The following is a 17,970-nucleotide window of genomic DNA, read 5'->3' as shown; positions in this document are numbered from 1 at the left end:
AATTATCGGCTCTCCTGCATATCGCTACTGTCTTCAACCGGAGTGACAAATTGCTCCGGATGTTCACGGAAACGGTTGTAATTCGCCTCAGATGAGAAGAAATAAGTTTTGTCGCCATAACTGTATTTATATTCGGCTTTTTGGTTGGTTAGGTGACTTTTATCAACTGGATCAATTACATCTAAGGTGACGACAGTGGTGAAATAATTAACCCCCATCTCAAGAGAAGCCCTAGGAATCACTAACTCTTTATCATCACTTTTCCAATCTTCCAGCGGGATGGGATTACACCCCCCTGCTTTGCCAATTGATGGTATGAATATATGCACAGCACAGGCGACACAAATAACCTGATTACCCTCCATCACGTAGCCCTGATCGCCACATAAGAGGCAGGCATCAAAAACAACGCTAAGGCGTAACCGGTCCGGATAGCGGTTAATAATGAAAAAACGCACGGCTTTGCCATCATCAGCAATCCAGACAAAACGGTGTAATTTGCCATCTCGCACTTGTTCAACCGGAATATGAACCAACCCATCAGCCGCTAATGTGACGGGCAAAGCTTCAGACAATTGAGGTGGTTGCGAGGCAACTTTATCCCAGTAGAGCTGAGCGCCCGCCACCACGACCCACGCCAGTAAAGAGAAGACCAAAATACGGCGTACATTGCGATAATCGGCCAAGGCCTTGCGGTGAGCAATAGGTTCTGCATTTTCGCTGACAACCCTACTGGCATGACGCAGTGGCATTAAATAGCACAGCGTGGTAAACGCCAATAGCAGCGCGCAAACGTAGCTCAACCAGGCATGCCCATTAGTGACTAACGCAACATAGCTAAGAAGTGATTTAGTTAACGGCATAACCTGTAACTTCATCAACAACAGAATCGCATCGCCACTGAGCGGCAAAATCAATAATAGCGTTAACAGTATCAGTAACAGCCAGCGACAACGCGGTAATTGCTTAATCATCATCAACAGCAGTACCGCACTGAAGACAACCCAAGCGAACGCCACCACTATAGCTGCCAAATTAAGCAGTAGATCAGTATTGATTACATGAGTATTGGTAAAGGCTCCCAGATTCGGGTTATTACCCCAATTGAATGCCGCCCCCAATACCAACAGAGCCTGCCAGAGATAGCCTAATGATTGGCGGAGAATCAATTGACTGAACAGGAATAACAATAATGCAATAAGCTGAACCACAGCCAACACTAGCTGTAATTGCTGAGATTTAGGGTAATGGTTACTGGCCCACATCCCTACGATAGCCATGAGTATTGTTATCCATATGACCCGATTTAGCGCGGGTGCAGGCCGAACCGCCCAACTGAGCCCCAGCAATAGCGCCACAGGTAAAAAAGCTTGTAATACGGAAACAAAAAAATAACTCATGAGCACACCTTGGGCAGGGATTGATAACAACAATGCTTAAGCTTTCAGCCATGAAAAAAAACCGCGATAACGGTATTAGCTATCGCGGTCATCATTATCAATTCAAACCGGTATATTTGAAGTCGTAGCTCACATCAAACGGTTTCCACCAGCGACCAACACCAGTTTCACTGTCGGTGTGGCGATGCAGACCCGCTTTAGATGGCTCGCTGATATGATAAGTCACTTTATAGTTACCCACGCCCATCATTTTGATGTTAGCCCCATAATGTGGGCCGTCGCTGGCGACCATTGGCATAAACGTGCCTTCTTGTTTAGCGCCGGTGTCGGTATTTACTAAGGTATAGGCAATAGTCAGGTATGGCATCCATTCACCAGCACCGAAACCATTTTTATTACCTTCGGTAGCATGGATATCCGCTTCCAAATGGATGTCTGCCTTCGCTGCTGGCAAGCCCATGCCGCGCGGTTCCATATCAATCGGCTGTAAGTAAACTGCAGCAATTTCCATATCATTAATCTTGATAGGTTCGCCGGCTGGATACTCTTTAAAAGCAAAAGCAGCCGGGGCTGCAAAAATGCTGGCGATGATACTGCTGGCAATAATCGTTTTCTTCATGGTCATGTAGCACACCCTCTGGTATCAAATGATAAATACATTGTCGTTCTTCACACCGGCATCATGCCGGACCATTATGCTGGGATAGCACGACCACGCCGTTGCATCACCCACAGGGCGACCAGAGCAGCAATCAGTAGTATCCCTTGAGGAATCAAGGTTTCCAGATATGGATAGATTCCTAACCAACTAATTTCAGGAACGCCCGGCAATAGCGTTGGCTCAAACAATTTGCCTTCAATCAGTTCAAGAACACTCTTACCGGCAAACACAAACGCCATTAGATACATAAAGCCGCCAGTAAACATGAAGAAAGGCTTCAGTGGCAATTTGACTACGGTAAAACGCATAACCAGATAAGCGGCCAGTAAGATGACACAGCCAACGCCAAAACCGGCTAAAATCGATAAGTGACCACTTGCTGTGCTGGCGTCGCCCATCAGGGCCAGATAGAACAAGACAGTTTCAGCCCCTTCGCGGTATACCGCCAAGAAACTGGTCAGCCACAACCCTATCATTGAGCCACTACTGAGAGATTTGGAGAATTTACCTTCAAGATAGGCTTTCCATTGGCGTGCCTCCGTCTTCGAAAGCAACCAATAGCTCATGGAGAACAGCATCACCACGGCGATCATCATGGTGAAACCTTCCAAGAGTTCACGGCTTTGCCCTGAATTGGCAAATAGCCATTGGAAGACAAAGGCAGTCAGCACACTGGCGATTAAGGCCACCACAACAGATTGGCGAATCAGTGGTAATTTGTCCTGATGGTTGTTTTTCACCAGATAGGCAACGATAGCAGCCACAATCAGTAAGGCTTCCAGACCTTCGCGGACAATGATAAGCAGGCTGTAAATAAACAGACTCCAATCCGTTTCATCCCCGCCACCGAGCATCTCTACTGCACTGGCCAGATCCTTTTGCAAGGCTTGGGCTTCAGATTGTAACTGTTCGACTGGCTGGCCGGCTTTCATCAAACTGACTAACCGAGTGAAGTGCCCTTCTAACGTCGATTTAAATGCCGCATCGCGCGAGCCAACTTTGTTCTCCATGCCACTGGCTTCAAATAAATCAAAATAGGTATCCTGCACCGCCATCATCGCAGGGGTAGTCTGCCCTTTCTGATACTGACTAATGGAATCGCTAATTGATTGATTTATTTTGCTGGAAACGGCAGCCCAGTCTGCATTGGTTTGCCCATCAGAATTGATGGTAGAAGTGGAAGATTGCCCCATTGCGGTCTGATCGGCGCTAACTTGTTGTTGCTCGCGCGTCGTCGGTAACCCCGGAAGGATATCCTCAATGGTTTGGAGCAACCCGGTGACTCGATAGGCAATTTCTGTTATTTGATCCGGTTTGCTGGTGAGATCAATTAATGCCGTAAATTGCTGATTAATAGCTGCAGCCTGCTGTGAGGAGCGATTCCCCCGCACAGACATTTCCATTTCAGAGTTTTTAAAACCTTGATAATGAGCCTGTTGCACGCTTTGGCTGGCAGCAGCGAGGTTACCATCCTGATATTCAGTGATAGCCTGTGCCAATAAATCATCGATGATTTTGAAACTTTGCTGCCAATACACGGCAATATCGTTATTTTCATAAGTCGCATGCTGCTGCTCGGCAGTTAGCTTGTGACCATCGGTCAGGATGGGCAACACCCCAGTCAGTTCGTTTTTAAGCCAGTTAATTTTATTATCAACCTCGGCTTGAGATTTCCCCTCGCCGATCATCCGGCGAATTTCACCAAAGGCGGCTTCCATCTGATAACTTTTCTGCGCCGAAATATTGATTCGAATCGGCCCTTCGAGGTTCTCAAAGACTTCAAAATACGCCATTTGCACCGTAGTACGGGCTTCGTCATTATTCTGCTGTTGATATAACTGGGAAGTTTTATCGAGACGGGATTGGATATCATTGACCCACTGCTGGTAATCTGGATTGGCCCAAGCGATAGAGCTTGATAACCACCAACAGCAACAAAGCAGACAGAACTTGAGCCAAATTCGCATAATGATTAACGCACATGATGTTGATAATGAGATTTATTTACATTAACACTAAACAAGGGAAATGTGTCTTGATCAGCATCAAAAAATATTTAGTCTTTTGAATTTTTGTTTAAAAATGCGGGAAGTACCGCAATTCTTTACTCAAAAATACGCGGCATACATCAACTAGGTTACTTACGCCACATAGTTTGAGTGAATAACTGACAACGTTTTAGGTGGGTTGATATGAATGACATTCAGACAGGATATGAAAATATTCGTGCAGCACTTGGTGATAATCGGCTGATAACACTGCTATATATTAGCCATGAATCTACAACGGTAGTGACTGATAACCCAGGTATGGCTTTCGCTGAACAGCGTCTTATTGTTGGCTCTAATAATATCGCCTTGCGTTATTTTAGACACAATCCACCGACAGCAGATGAGATGGAAACCGCCATTATGGTAGTTGAGGACGAAGTTATCCGTATTAGCCCTGCAGTGAACAGAGCATCACAACTGATTACTGCCGACAGCCATATCGGCGCTATCGCCCAACTTGCGGGTTTGCCGCAGCAAACTGAAATAACCCTGTCACTCGAATCAGTGGAGCGCCTGTTTGATCGCTTAGCCGCAGTGATGATGGGGAGACCCGCAGCATCTGAAGGGATCCCAGCAGATAATGAGTTTGCCGCACGTTTACTGATTTTGCGTGAATTTATGCATCACTTGCAGTTTTCTTCTATTACAGTACTAACACCACCGACCCAGTAAAAGCCGGGGAAATCAACATAAAGCACCGCCACTCATTGTGATCTCTATGAGCAAGCAACGCATCTTCATACTACTTTGCTTGCCTCAATTACGTGGTTACAAAAATACGCTTACTCTGCCTTTAATAACGTTTATTCCATCAGTGATTCACCTCCATAAAACGAAATCTGCCACTGGGATAATCTATCGAGGGGGCTCAGTGAGCCGTCATTACGTAACCAATACACGCTGGGATGCAACTGTCATGGCTATACACCCACAGCAAGGCTAGTCTGTCCTCCAATAAATAAGGCAAAACGGACAGTGCATAACACTGTCCGTCTGTTTTATTACATCAATGGTTACTACAACTTATTTACGGCTTTTTTCATCCAGATTATCCGCAGGTAACTCTCCTGGCAGATAGTCAGGTAAGCGCCCCGCTGGGAAGATAGCCAGCAGTGATAACAGCGCCATAATCAGCAAGCCAAATTTCAGAGAGCGAAGACGTGCTTCTTCATTAACACGCACCGCCTCTGCAACTTGTTCCGGGGTGGCGGTAGTTTGTGCTAGCACACCTTGCAAACGGTCATTACTCACGAAGTTGATACTGTCCATATTAACTTGCGCTTGAATTTCAGGTGTCAGGATTGGGGTTTCAGCCACTCCACGCATGACGTTGGCACTGAGTAAGCCCACCAGCAATGCACCGGCAACCGCAGTACCAATGGCGTTTGCCAGGTTGTTCGTGGTCCCACGTAACGAACCGACATCACCCGCCAGCTCTTTTGGTGAGGCACTAACCAATACGTTGAATAGCAAAGTCACCAGCGCCCCTTGAGCGAGACCAAACACCACCAGACCAAAGAGTACCGCGAACTCACTCCAGTTATTACGTACCACAAACGCCAGCCATAACAAGGCAATAGTGCAAGTGATAAAGCCATAACGACCAATTTTACGTGGCGTCAGTTTCTTGTAGAAGCGAACAATCAGCATAGCCGAGAAGAACACTGATAAGTTAAACGGCATCATGGCAATCGCCGTCGCCATCGGTGTACTGCCCTGCACTATCTGGATATACAGCGGAACTGAGAAGTTCAGCATAGCTTCCAGCGCTACCACGGCGAACATGGCAAATACTGCCGCTTTTTCAGGGCCAGAGGTAATAACCTCCAGTGCCAGCAATGGTGTTTTACCCTGCTCTTGTCGACGGCGAGTCCACACCACAAACGCCTGACCCAACACGATACCTAATACAATCATAAAGGGTGCTGGCGAGAAGCCCAACAGATCGAAAGGTGCACCATCACGCACCAAGCCGAAGCCCCAACGATTTAGGTTATTAAAACCAAACGACAGCAAAATAATCGCTGACGCGGCCAGAATCACACCCATAATATCGATGCCAATTTCTGGGCGACCTTGGTCTGATTTCAAACGAAAACTCAACACAAAGATGATGGCAGATAACACAATCAATATGCCGAACGCCGGACGCCAGCCAATATAGGTACCGAGTACCCCCCCTATCATGAACGCCGCCACACCCGCACCGGCACGGGCAGAACCCAAAGCACCGAGTGCAGTAGCCTGTTGCGTACCACGATAATTCTCAGCAATTAGCGCCACCAGGGCGGGCACCAATGCAGCCCCCGCCAGACCACTTAATGCCTGCGCACTGATCATCACGGTCACATTCGGGCTGAATGTCATCATGACTTGTGCAATACCAAACAGCAGAACAGTAGTGCGGAATACGACCAATGGCCCGAAACGTTGGTTAAGTTTGGCCCCCAACATGACAAAACCGGCAACTGACAATGAGTACATGACGATCGCGGTTGCAATCGTCGTCGGTGGCACATTAAAGCTTTTTACCATCCCGCCCAATGCTACTGGCAAGGAGGCAACGTTAAATGACATCAGAATCTGAGCCAATGCGATGGTTATCATCGGCACCCAGGACTCTTTAACTTCCGCACCTGCGTGGTGAGCTGATTGATTTGCCATAAATGTATCTACCCTTTTGAAAAGCAACTTTTGAACAACGTTGTGGTTTAAGCTCAATCCGATTTACAGCACCGTGTCGTGCGAACCATAACTGGCTTTCGAGCGCTTTCTGACTCCCACCGATCAACTCTTTTCGGTGTAAGGTTCAGAAACAAACATGTCCATCCCAAGACTACGTGATAAGAAGCGGGCAGCTAGCTGACCTTTAACACTATTACCCGCGCTATCAAGTAACGGAGCAAAAGTCCCCAACCCTCCCTTTCCCGGTGACACTGTCACAATCCCACCACCAATACCGCTTTTTCCAGGAAGGCCAATGTCATAAAGCCAATCACCGGATGTTTCGTACAACCCCGCCGTGACCATTACGGCTAAGGCGTAATGACATACATCGTTATCGACTACTCGTTCACGCGTCAGTGGGTTAACTCCCCCATCAGCCAAGGTCGCTCCCATCACCGCCAGATCACGAGCACTGACATTCAATGAACACTGACGGGTATATAAGTCGGTGGCAATCAGCGGGTCACATCCCAGACGACCATAACTCTCCAATACATTGGCGATACCACGGTTACGGAAATTGGTTTCACAGGCGGATTGATATACTTCTTCATTCAGCGTCAATTCACGACCGGCAAAACGACATAAACCGTCGTAAATAAATTTCCACTGTTCATCACAAGTTGCTCCCGGCACCAAACTGGTGGTTGCAATTGCACCGGAGTTAACCATCGGATTGGTGCGCCCATCGGGTGCTCGCTCAATGGCGGTGACGGAGTTAAATGCCATTCCCGTACTGTTCACTCCCAGTTTTTCGCGGGCGACTTTCGCCCCAATGGCCTGACAGACCAAAGCAAAGACGAAAGGTTTGGAGACACTCATAATGGTAAATTCATAGTCCACATCACCGGCTGAATGCACTTTGCCATTCGTACCGACCATGCACACACCAAAGAGATTAGGAGGAATGCGTTCTAATGCAGGGTAAACCGTAGAAACTACACCTTCAGTATCAGTGCCAAAACGTTTATGGGCTTCTTGTACCAGTTTAATAACGGTGTCTTGATCTGGCAGATGCCCGGTTGATACGTAGTCGATAATTCCATTATTGCTATCATCTTTAGGCATATAGTTATCTCCCGTTTACTTTTTGTTTATTTTTCTGCTTTTTCTAACTCTATAACTTATTATAACGCCAGAAATACTTGTTAGATTTTTATTTATATAGAATGGCAATAACAATTTCCCGCGTCTTTGAACATTAGTCCTATCAATTGATCATGAAATTCTTAGAGTAAGATATCCTAGGTTAAGAAAACTGTATATCAGTTGTTTTCAATACTTTGATTATCTTTTGTCAATCGGTAGAACAATGATTCTATCGCAGTATCATGGCATTAATGAGGTGCGTTAAACGATTTAGATCAGAGCTGATTTAATTAGGAATAGCAGATTAATGTGTAATTGACTATTCATATGGCATAATAGCGGCATATTACAGGCAGACTGTTAGTTAATAATCGCCATATGAAAAGATAGTGTCATGATGACTCGCTGAAGCGCGGACGCTTATATTAACGATGACTGTTCTTTATACCAATTCATGCTAACAACACCAAGGCATCATCAACACATCAGAAAGCGCGAGTCTTAACGAATTGAGTTGAACATCAGTATCTATCACTCTCCGACCTAATCTTTAGTCCCACTCCCCACGGCCCTTCATGTCATCGTAGGTTACCAAGAGTAGTAAATTTGATAACTATATAAATAGTTATGTAGCTAAAGTAATCCTAAGTCTTAGCATCCTATAGAATAAACAGCGTAAACTAGAGAGCGATTTTGGCTGCTCACATATTTTGACTTGCCACTCGTTATACCGCCCCCATTTCATCAATCTAGACGTCTGACAATCACTCAGGCCGGTGTCTCTGGAGCATGACATGAACAACGCAACAACGGCAGGAAAGCAAAAAGTGCCGTTACGGCTTAGCACTTCAATCACATTGATGGTCTCTGGGGTGATTATATCTGTGCTATTGGTAGTCCATACACTGTTCTTTGTTCAGCTCAGTCGGATGGCACAAGAGAGTTTGCAAGACAAAGCGGTTGCTGTGGCGCGGGCATTATCTTTTTCGCCCACGATAATAAAAGGATTAAGTGATCCGGTGGCTGGGCAGCAAATACAGGCTTATACCCGTGAAGTTCAGCAAGCTAATGACCTGCTATTCATTGTTGTGACCGATATGAAAGGTATCCGTTATTCGCACCCCAATCCTGAGATGATCGGACAGCATTTCATTGGCAATGATCTGCAGCCCGCATTACAAGGTAAGGAAAATAGCGCAATAAACCGAGGCGTGTTGGAGCGCGCATTACGTATTTTCCTTCCGGTCTATGAGCCTCATGGGAAACAAATTGGCGTGGTCGCCATTGGTATTTCCCTGACCAGTATTGACTCCGTAGTCAGTGAAACTCGCTGGACTATCCCTTGGACCATCTTATTTGGCGCATTAATTGGTTCTCTAGGGACGTGGTTCTTAGTAAAAGTACTTAAAAGAATGATGCTGGGTTTTGAACCCTACGAGATATCTAATTTGTTCGAACAACGCAACGCTATGCTGCAATCCATTAAGGAGGGGGTTATTGCTGTTGATGCCGACTCACGCATTACTGTGGTTAATCATGAAGCGAAGCGTTTGTTTAAACAAAGTGGGCCGATGGAGAATTTATTACTGAGTAATGCCAGTAAATACTGGCCGGTACGTTTGTATTTACAGCAGGTTCTGGAAACCGGTATTGCGCGGCGCGATGAAGAGATAAACTTTAATGGTAGTATATTACTGACCAACACCGTTCCAGTAATGGTGAAAGGCGATATTATCGGTGCTATTGCAACTTTTCGTGATAAAACAGAAGTTAGCCAATTGATGCAACGCCTAACCGGTATGGTGCATTATGCCGATGCATTGCGGGCACAATCGCACGAGTTTATGAATAAGCTCCATGTTATTCTGGGCTTATTACATATGAAATATTACCAGCAACTCGAAGACTATATTGTCAAAACGTCCAATAATTATCAGGCAGAAATTGGTTCTCTGTTGCGCAAGGTAAAATCTCCGGTAATAGCCGGTTTTCTGTTAGGGAAGATCAATCGGGCTCGCGATTTGGGTATCACCCTATCAATCAGTGACGATAGCCTCTTACCCGATACTGATAATGAGCAAGTCACCACCACCATGATTACCGTATTGGGTAACCTCATTGAGAATGCCATGGAAGCAATTGGGGAGCAGGTTCAGCGGGAAATTAATGTTAGCTTTCATTATCAAAATGGCCGGGTACATTGTGTTGTCAGTGATGATGGGCCGGGCATTGCAGCCGAGTTACAAGACCGTATTTTTGATAATGGCTTTTCGACCAAAGGCAATGAACATGGCATCGGTTTGAGTCTGGTTCGGCAAAGTTTAGAGAGTATCGGTGGTAGTATTGAGTTTGATTCTGAAGCTGGCGTGTTTACACAGTTCTTTATTAGCCTTCCCTACAATATAACGTCGAATAGCATGACCGCTAGTGACAATTCGTCAAACAACATCAGCGCGGTAAATCATGATTAATGTATTAATAGTGGATGACGATGCAATGGTGGCTGAGCTGAATAAGTGTTATCTAAGCCAAGTAGCCGGTTTCAACTGCTGTGGCTCAGTATCCACTTTGCAACAAGCCCGAGAGCATTTAATGGCAGCGGAGCAGCCTATTGACTTGGTTTTACTGGATGTATTTATGCGCCAAGACAATGGGCTAGACTTGCTGCCTGTGCTACGCGAATTCAGCGAACATACCGATGTCATTGTTATTTCATCTGCTACGGATGTAAATACCATTAAAAAAGCCCTGCAATATGGGGTCGTTGATTACTTAATTAAGCCATTTCAATTTTCTCGCTTTGAAGAGGCACTCTCGACTTATCGCGAAAAACAGAATTTGCTGGAGCAACGTGAATATTGTGCCCAAGAAGATGTGGACACATTGCTGCGGCGCAATAACTCAGCCCCTATCGAGCGCAAAAAATTACCAAAAGGACTAACAGCACAAACATTGCGTACTGTATGTGAATGGATTCAAGAGATGCAGGATGGAGAGTTCTCAACTGAACAGATGGCGAATGCTATTGGGATTTCACGCGTTTCTTGCCGTAAATATTTGATTTATCTCTCTGATACAGAAGTTCTGAGTACTAAAGTTCTTTATGGTGCAACAGGGCGACCCGTTTATCTCTATAAGCTCTTACCCAGCCAACAAGAAGTATTGAAACAATATTGCCAGTAGCCATTGGCCTGATCATTTCGGCCCCTAATAACAAGTGGCATCTGAGCAAGAATGCCACTTGTTATGTCTAACCCCTTAGCATTTATTTACATAATCCAGCCTAACAGCAGCGTGGCACCAATCACGGTAGAGGCACCGCCAATACGGGTGGCTATTTGGGCAAACGGCATCAATGACATTCGGTTAGAAGCAGACAAAATAGCGACATCGCCAGTTCCCCCTAACCCACTATGGCAACTCGTCACAATGGAAGCCTCCACGGGATACATATTTAAATAAGGTGCGATAATAAAACTGACAGCGGCCATTGATAGAACAACAGCCCCACACACGACGATATATCCTACAGAGAACACCGCTACCACACTTTCCAGCGGCACATACAACATACCCAAGCCAATCATCAGTGGCCACACCAAAGTAGTAGACACAAACTTATACCAACTGTGCGCGCCTTGCTCCATTTTCGCGGGTATCACCTGCGCATACTTACACATTACCGCAATCAGAATCATCAGTACTGGGCCTGGAATATGCACCAGTTTTTCAAACAACCCGCCCACAATAAAGAAGGCGCAGGTCATCAATAGCCCCCCTCCCATTAACTGGAAATCGGCTTGTTTTGGCCCCTCTTGCGAGGTGAATATGGCATTATCCTGTGCTGATCGAATTAACATCCCCTCACCATTAAGATCCTTACGACGTATTCCAATACGAGCCAGCACCCCAGCGCAAATAATGGCGAAAATATTACCGACCACGGCAGCCGGAGCCAACTGCGCAACATAAACATCTGGTGCTTGTCCCAAGATGGCAGAATAAGCCAGTGACAATGGCAAGATGCCTTCACCAATTCCGCCGCCAATTATGGGAACGATAATAAAAAAGAAGGTGTGATAAAGGCTAAAACCGAATAATTTCCCCACCAATAATCCCGCCGCTACAGCAGTTATGGTCCCCACCACCAGTGGGATAAACATACGAGTCATCCCCTGAATGAGCACCACGCGATTCATACCAAGAATACTGCCAACAACCAGGCTGGCGATGACGAAGTAGAGTAAATTAGCCTCCTTCATCAGCAAGTGAACCGTATCGAGCGTATTAATTTGGAATAGACCAAAGTAGACCAAAACAGAGGGTACCATTAAGCACAAGATAGCCGGACCACCAATATCTTTTAACAGCGGAATATGACGACCAATATGGGAGAGAACAAAACCCATAGTCATAATCACCGCCAAGCCACCAATCATATTTTTTGGCAAATAACTCGCATAGGCTGAAATAAACACAATAGCCGAAATGGTCATAAATAAAGCCATCGGCATAGTGTTTATATTCATCTGGTTTATATTTTCCATCAGCCTCTTGACTGAATATCTCTCTGCTGTATTAATTTCTTTATCGGAAGTAAGAGTGGCATCCTGATTTATTTTTTTCATTTTAAACCTGCTATTGGTAGCGCCTGAAAAACGGAAGGTAACGAATCTAATGCTATGCCAGTTAATAACCTTTAATTTTCTGATACTCTTCGACAGAATATCGACTAACCCAGCACCAAAAATCCTTTATTGACACAAATCAATTAAAGAAAAGTGTAAATATGCAGAATCAAAATACCATTATATCCAAAAAGAAAAAACTGTAACCCCCAGTAATTAACTGGTATTTGAGAACACATCAACAAGTTTATTTTAATTAACTTAACTCGGGGTTTTGTAATTAAATAATTTAAGATAATGGAGATTTATCTGTTATGCTTTTCAGTTGATAATTAGTCAACTTTTTTAGTGCAGATCATAGAAATCCGAAGTGGTTAAACTAACATCAATAGCGCCGCAACGCCTACTGTCATGCCTTATCTTGAGGGCTTTATTTATCACTAAAAGTGATAATCCGTGCACTATGCATAAGGTAAAAGTAGTGACACTATTTATTGGTAATATGCTCACATCGCCTACAATCCAATCATTTAGCAAATATCATTGTAGATATTTACTTCGCTATGTATAAATAAATAATAAATTTTAAATGGTGCCTATAGAAATAGCAGCCACTATTTCACCTCATTCTGATGAATAGGAATTTTATGTGGAATCATAGTATGTAGGAGTAACATCAGTTGAAAAACAGTATTAATAGTTATGATAAGGTCATATTTGGTTACTAAAGAAAGGAGTGTAATTAGATTTCGCCACATAACAACACGTTGCCTACTGTTCTAAATTTAACCAATGGAGATGGAAAATGCATTATTATAACAACATTCCCCTTGGTTATTAATTAATCTTAGCCAACCAATTAGTGAATCTAGTAATAACGGAAAAGAAATAGTTTATAAGTGAATATTTTTTTGCCTCATCACGACAGAAACGATAGCATGCCCTCCCATAATTCAATAGTCATGATATACACCATAACAACTGAAGGCGCTAAGACGCTATTTATGCATTAATCTTTAGCAATCGGTGGCAGTAATACATTCACGATGATTGCACAACAGACAGGAAAATAGGGAATGTCTATGATGTCAGGAAAGCACGCTACGGAGAACCATCATGCCGCAAAAAAGCGCTGGTTAGATTCTCATGATACCGGTTACCACAAAAGTATGGGCCGACGTCATATACAAATGATAGCGATTGGCGGTTCTATTGGTACTGGCTTATTTTTAGGCACAGGTGCACGTTTGCAAATGGCTGGCCCAGCACTGGCCTTAGTTTATCTGGTATGTGGGGTATTTTCGTTTTTTATTCTTCGGGCTCTCGGAGAGCTGATCTTGCACCGCCCTACCAGCGGTAGCTTCGTTTCTTATGCCCGTGAGTTTCTGGGGGAAAAAGCCTCCTATGTCGCCGGATGGATGTATTTCCTCAACTGGGCGATGACCGGGATCGTCGATATCACCGCCGTAGCACTTTATATGCACTATTGGGGCACATTTTCTGATGTTCCCCAATGGCTGTTTGCGCTAGGGGCACTGTCGATTGTTGCAACAATGAATATGATTGGTGTGAAATGGTTCGCAGAAATGGAGTTTTGGTTCGCACTGATTAAAGTCGCTGCCATTTCGATATTTTTGATCGTCGGGGTGGTGTTCCTCGGAACGGGCCAAAGTGTTGCAGGACACTCATCGGGCATGAATCTGATCACCGATAATGGTGGCTTCTTCCCCCACGGATTATTACCGGCATTGGTATTAGTTCAAGGGGTGATATTTGCCTTCGCGGGGATTGAGCTTATCGGTACCGCTGCCGGGGAATGTAAAGACCCAGAAAAAATGCTCCCCAAGGCCATCAACAGTGTCATTCTGCGTATTGGCCTGTTTTATGTCGGCTCTGTGGTTCTATTAGTATGTTTACTGCCTTGGAATGCCTATCAGGCAGGTCAAAGCCCCTTTGTAACATTCTTTAGTAACCTAGGTGTTCCCTATATCGGAACAATCATGAATATTGTGGTGCTATCTGCCGCACTTTCCAGCCTAAACTCAGGTCTTTATTCTACTGGCCGTATCCTTCGTTCACTATCAATGGGCGGATCTGCACCAAAATTCATGTCAAAAATGAGCTCACAGTCGGTTCCTTATGCCGGAATACTGGTGACTGTTGGAATTTATGTTTTCGGTGTGGTACTCAATTACCTCGTTCCCTCTCAAGTATTTGAGATTGTGCTGAATATCGCCTCATTGGGGATTATCAGTTCATGGGCCTTTATCATTATTTGCCAGATGAAATTACGTCAGGCAATTAAGAAAGGAACAGCAAAACCCATTGCTTTCAAGATGCCAGGAGCTCCAGTGACATCGTGGTTAACGCTATTTTTCCTAGCGAGTGTTTTAGTCATGATGGCTTTCGACTATCCAAACGGGACGTGGACCATTGCCACTTTGCCAGTGGTCGCTCTGTTATTAGTTGTAGGCTGGTTCAGCCTACGTAAACGGGCCCGTGAAGTCGCGGCAGAACCAGTAGAAACACCCGCCAAAGAAGAAGAAAGTGTAGTAATAACGACACAATCAGTGAAGTTGCGCGAACAAAAATCAGCGAGTTGATACGAATTCTCAGCCCGTCAGTGGGTAAATTTACCTACGGGCTGAGTTTCACATTATTCATATTGGCGTGAAATTAGCCGGGTTTGTTAGTTTTCCGTGCACTTACTGAGCAAAAAATCGCGCAAGACTATTGCCTGATTTTGTTCAGCATCGCGGCTACCATACAACAAGGTTATGGGTTGCTGCTTAAGCACCTCTAACAAAGGTTGCCATGCTGTTGAATGGTTGAGCTGGGCCTGATAGCGCACCACAAACTCCGGCCAGTCGAGATTTTGATGAAACCATTGACGCAGTGCATTATCTGGAGCGACCTCTTTTAGCCATACCACCCCTTGCAAGCGGGCCTTACTGATCCCCCGTGGCCACAAACGGTCAACGAGAAAGGTATTGGCATGATATGGCGCTTGAACATCATAAACCCGTTGTAAGTTTATCTTATTCATAGCAATCTCCTGTCATCTTTTTCTGCCCGAACAACTAAATGAGGGACAGCAAATAAACGCGTGATGACTCTCTCCATCGGTGCTATCCAATTCCGGTAAGCGTAAAACTATACTTTTCACAAAAGCCGATAGCATAAAAAATACCGATCTAACTGAGATTATCTTTTCGAAATATTTACTGTTCTGCCTGTTCCAACAATTCTGCTATCGCCTACTATTGATCGTGTCAGTTTTAGTGTGTTTACCGTTGACACATAACTTTGCCAACATCAGGGTTTTATTAAATTGCCGTTTTATATACCCGCTTGATGCGGGTTTCTATTTCTTAATCAACAATCACTCGGCCGTGGTATTGCTGTATCGGCCGATTATTAGCATCATGATGAATAGCTGATTTAAATTGTGCGATTTGTGCAGCGGAGACAGTTAATGGCTTTTTCATTACCAGCCAACGGACCCCTTCAGAACAAGGTGGCGTGGTTAAAGAACCACTGAAACGATAGTAATGTCTATCTGTCGGTAGCAATGTGTTCAGATTCAATGTTTCTTTCAGTGCAACCTGTTGATTTAACGTCTCAGGTATTTGGCTCCAAGCCTTATTAAGTTCTGGATTAGCGGAGCCAACATTAAACATCACTGCCACGACCAATAGTTCGCCGCGGTCATTCATATGCACTAAATGTGCTTCCAATGGGAATTGCTGCCCGTTTATTTCATTCTCACTAGGAACGTGGAAATGGAATTGTTGCAAAGTAAATAACTCATCATCTATCTCTAGAGTATCGCCTTTAGCAACATTAATTTGTAGAGTATGACCGTTATTAATAATATTCTGAGGTTCAGTAATATAATGCACCGCCAGTGGTGCTAAATTGCTATGCAATGCTCCATGAATATCAACTGGTGATTGATTTTGTCCATCCTGGCACAAATGAAATTCAGGGCTTAATTTCCCCCAGTTTTCGGGCGCTTCTTTGCCTTCGTAACCCCAGCCATGATGTTCATTTGCCTGCAATGAGAAACTGGCCATTATCAACATTGCCAGCACTAACTTTCCTTTCATATACCCAAGCTCCCTTACGAAAAATTGTCGCCACAAGAAAAAGGCGTCGTGTTAGCCATGATATACCCACATTTAAGGCATGGAAAATATTTCGCGCAGCATTTGATATTTGGAAAATAAGTAGGGAACTGTGGCAACGATAGATTGAAATCGAGGGTAAAAAATAGGTACTGAATGAGATACAACATTCAGTACGCTTGACTGGTTTAATGGGATTATCTATTTTTGGTAAAGATCCCAACGATTGCCGTAGATATCTTCGAATACCACCACCATGCCATAAGACTCTTTACGGGGTTCTTCGCAGAAAGTAACCCCCTTTGATTTCATAAGCTCATAATCACGCCAGAAATTCTCGGTCTCAAGGAAAAGGAAAACCCGGCCACCACATTGGTTGCCAATAAATGTGGCTTGATGATCATTTGACGCCCGAGCCAACAATAAACGGCATTCACTGTCCTCACTCGGTGACACTGATACCCAGCGCTTACCTGGCTGTGGCTCGTCTTCTCGTAAAAAGAAACCTAATTTTTCGGTATAATATTCAATCGCTCGATCGTAATCATCAACCACGATGGCAATATATCCCATCCCTCTTTTTTTACTTGCCATGTATCCATCCACATTTAATTAATTCAGGCGATGTTACGCCAAAGATGACTGACTCTGTTCACCTATTATTTTTCAACCACTCTTCGCGGCGAATCTCCCATATTTCTGTCGGGAAATGACCGCCCACATAATCTCGTTCTTCTCTTCCTACCAAACGCATCCCATTCTTACGAGAGATAGCGGCGGAGGCTTGATTCGGCGCAGCTTTTGTTACCCGCAGATAGGGGCGATTTAATTGGGTAAACCAAAAATGGGTCACTGCTGTGCTGGCTTCGCTTATTAGCCCCTGTCCCTGCCATTCCGGACTTAACCAAAAACCGCGATGATCTTCAGTATCACAAACTAGATTAATGACACCAATCAATGTATCTGGGGCAACTTTAGGGCGAATTGACCAGAAAAAACCACTGCCACACTGCATCTTAGGCAATGCAATGTCACGCACAAAAGTTAAACCACCCTCAGCGGGATAAGGCCAGGGAACCGCTGAAGCATCAAGATATTTAACGACGTCCCAAATTGGAAATTTTTGCTGTATCTGCTGCGCATCTCGTAACGTCAAAGGCAATAGCAACAAACGATCAGTCAATAGCGATTCCATCAAATAGCCCTCAAACAATCTAGCCAGTTGAACAAGCTAGTACCCGCGACAGATACACACCTAAACGAAAGATAACATTGAATAAGATATGT

At 44.6% G+C, this 17,970-nt stretch carries 14 protein-coding genes; 4 read left to right on the top strand and 10 right to left on the bottom strand.

What is annotated here, in order from left to right; translation table 11 throughout:
• Positions 1-2: 2 nt before the first annotated feature.
• The 3 genes from DJ58_RS21035 to DJ58_RS21045 form a co-directional block, all read right to left on the bottom strand.
• Positions 3-1,400 carry a Fe-S-containing protein gene (locus tag DJ58_RS21035; protein ID WP_004706444.1) on the bottom strand — a complete coding sequence of 466 codons (1,398 nt, stop codon included), beginning with the start codon at positions 1,398-1,400 and terminating at the stop codon, positions 3-5.
• Between the two features lie 97 nt (positions 1,401-1,497).
• On the bottom strand, positions 1,498-2,025 hold the full coding sequence (locus tag DJ58_RS21040; RefSeq protein ID WP_004390794.1) for an iron transporter: 528 nt from the start codon (positions 2,023-2,025) through the stop codon (positions 1,498-1,500).
• 68 nt (positions 2,026-2,093) lie between these two features.
• Positions 2,094-4,028, bottom strand: a complete 1,935-nt coding sequence (locus tag DJ58_RS21045) for an FTR1 family iron permease (protein WP_004706443.1) — start codon at positions 4,026-4,028, stop codon at positions 2,094-2,096.
• A 225-nt stretch (positions 4,029-4,253) separates the two neighbouring features.
• Between DJ58_RS21045 and DJ58_RS21050 the strand changes: the two genes are divergently transcribed.
• Complete coding sequence (locus DJ58_RS21050) at positions 4,254-4,784, top strand: hypothetical protein (RefSeq protein ID WP_004706442.1); 531 nt, start codon at positions 4,254-4,256, stop codon at positions 4,782-4,784.
• A 351-nt stretch (positions 4,785-5,135) separates the two neighbouring features.
• On the opposite strand, the gene DJ58_RS21055 is transcribed toward DJ58_RS21050, so the two are convergent.
• Both DJ58_RS21055 and glsA read right to left on the bottom strand, forming a co-directional pair.
• Entirely contained in the window at positions 5,136-6,776 is a 1,641-nt protein-coding gene (locus DJ58_RS21055; RefSeq protein WP_004706441.1) for an MFS transporter, read from the bottom strand.
• Positions 6,777-6,899: 123 nt separating this feature from the next.
• Positions 6,900-7,907: a glutaminase A gene (glsA, locus tag DJ58_RS21060; protein WP_004706440.1), complete on the bottom strand. Its 1,008-nt coding sequence runs from the start codon at positions 7,905-7,907 to the stop codon at positions 6,900-6,902.
• 815 nt (positions 7,908-8,722) lie between these two features.
• Here glsA and DJ58_RS21065 point away from each other — a divergent pair.
• Both DJ58_RS21065 and dcuR read left to right on the top strand, forming a co-directional pair.
• Positions 8,723-10,399: a sensor histidine kinase gene (locus tag DJ58_RS21065; protein ID WP_032910112.1), complete on the top strand. Its 1,677-nt coding sequence runs from the start codon at positions 8,723-8,725 to the stop codon at positions 10,397-10,399.
• On the top strand, positions 10,392-11,111 hold the full coding sequence (dcuR, locus tag DJ58_RS21070; protein ID WP_032910111.1) for a two-component system response regulator DcuR: 720 nt from the start codon (positions 10,392-10,394) through the stop codon (positions 11,109-11,111). Before DJ58_RS21065 ends, dcuR begins: the two co-directional genes overlap by 8 nt.
• Before the next feature lie 86 nt (positions 11,112-11,197).
• Here dcuR and DJ58_RS21075 read toward each other — a convergent pair whose 3' ends face one another.
• On the bottom strand, positions 11,198-12,556 hold the full coding sequence (locus tag DJ58_RS21075; RefSeq protein WP_004706437.1) for a 2-hydroxycarboxylate transporter family protein: 1,359 nt from the start codon (positions 12,554-12,556) through the stop codon (positions 11,198-11,200).
• Between the two features lie 1,082 nt (positions 12,557-13,638).
• On the opposite strand from DJ58_RS21075, the gene ansP reads away from it, so the two are divergent.
• On the top strand, positions 13,639-15,159 hold the full coding sequence (gene ansP, locus DJ58_RS21080; protein WP_032910216.1) for an L-asparagine permease: 1,521 nt from the start codon (positions 13,639-13,641) through the stop codon (positions 15,157-15,159).
• An 86-nt stretch (positions 15,160-15,245) separates the two neighbouring features.
• Here the strand turns inward: ansP and DJ58_RS21085 are convergent, their stop codons facing one another.
• The 4 genes from DJ58_RS21085 to DJ58_RS21100 all read right to left on the bottom strand — a co-directional run bounded on the left by DJ58_RS21085 (position 15,246) and on the right by DJ58_RS21100 (position 17,878).
• Positions 15,246-15,602 carry a DUF488 domain-containing protein gene (locus DJ58_RS21085; protein WP_004706435.1) on the bottom strand — a complete coding sequence of 119 codons (357 nt, stop codon included), beginning with the start codon at positions 15,600-15,602 and terminating at the stop codon, positions 15,246-15,248.
• A gap of 325 nt (positions 15,603-15,927) precedes the next feature.
• On the bottom strand, positions 15,928-16,665 hold the full coding sequence (locus tag DJ58_RS21090) for a carbonic anhydrase (protein ID WP_004706434.1): 738 nt from the start codon (positions 16,663-16,665) through the stop codon (positions 15,928-15,930).
• 219 nt (positions 16,666-16,884) lie between these two features.
• The gene (locus DJ58_RS21095; protein WP_032910110.1) at positions 16,885-17,277 is read right to left on the bottom strand and encodes a VOC family protein; all 393 of its coding nucleotides are present in this window, start codon (positions 17,275-17,277) and stop codon (positions 16,885-16,887) included.
• Between the two features lie 58 nt (positions 17,278-17,335).
• A complete protein-coding gene (locus tag DJ58_RS21100; RefSeq protein ID WP_032910108.1) occupies positions 17,336-17,878 on the bottom strand; it encodes a GNAT family N-acetyltransferase in 543 nt (180 codons plus the stop codon).
• Positions 17,879-17,970 lie beyond the last annotated feature (92 nt).

It is taken from the genome of Yersinia frederiksenii ATCC 33641 (genome assembly GCF_000754805.1).
In the GTDB taxonomy this organism is placed as follows: Bacteria; Pseudomonadota; Gammaproteobacteria; order Enterobacterales; family Enterobacteriaceae; genus Yersinia; species Yersinia frederiksenii.
Note: the sequence above shows the minus strand (reverse complement) of the source record. Positions and strands in the feature narration are given on the sequence as shown.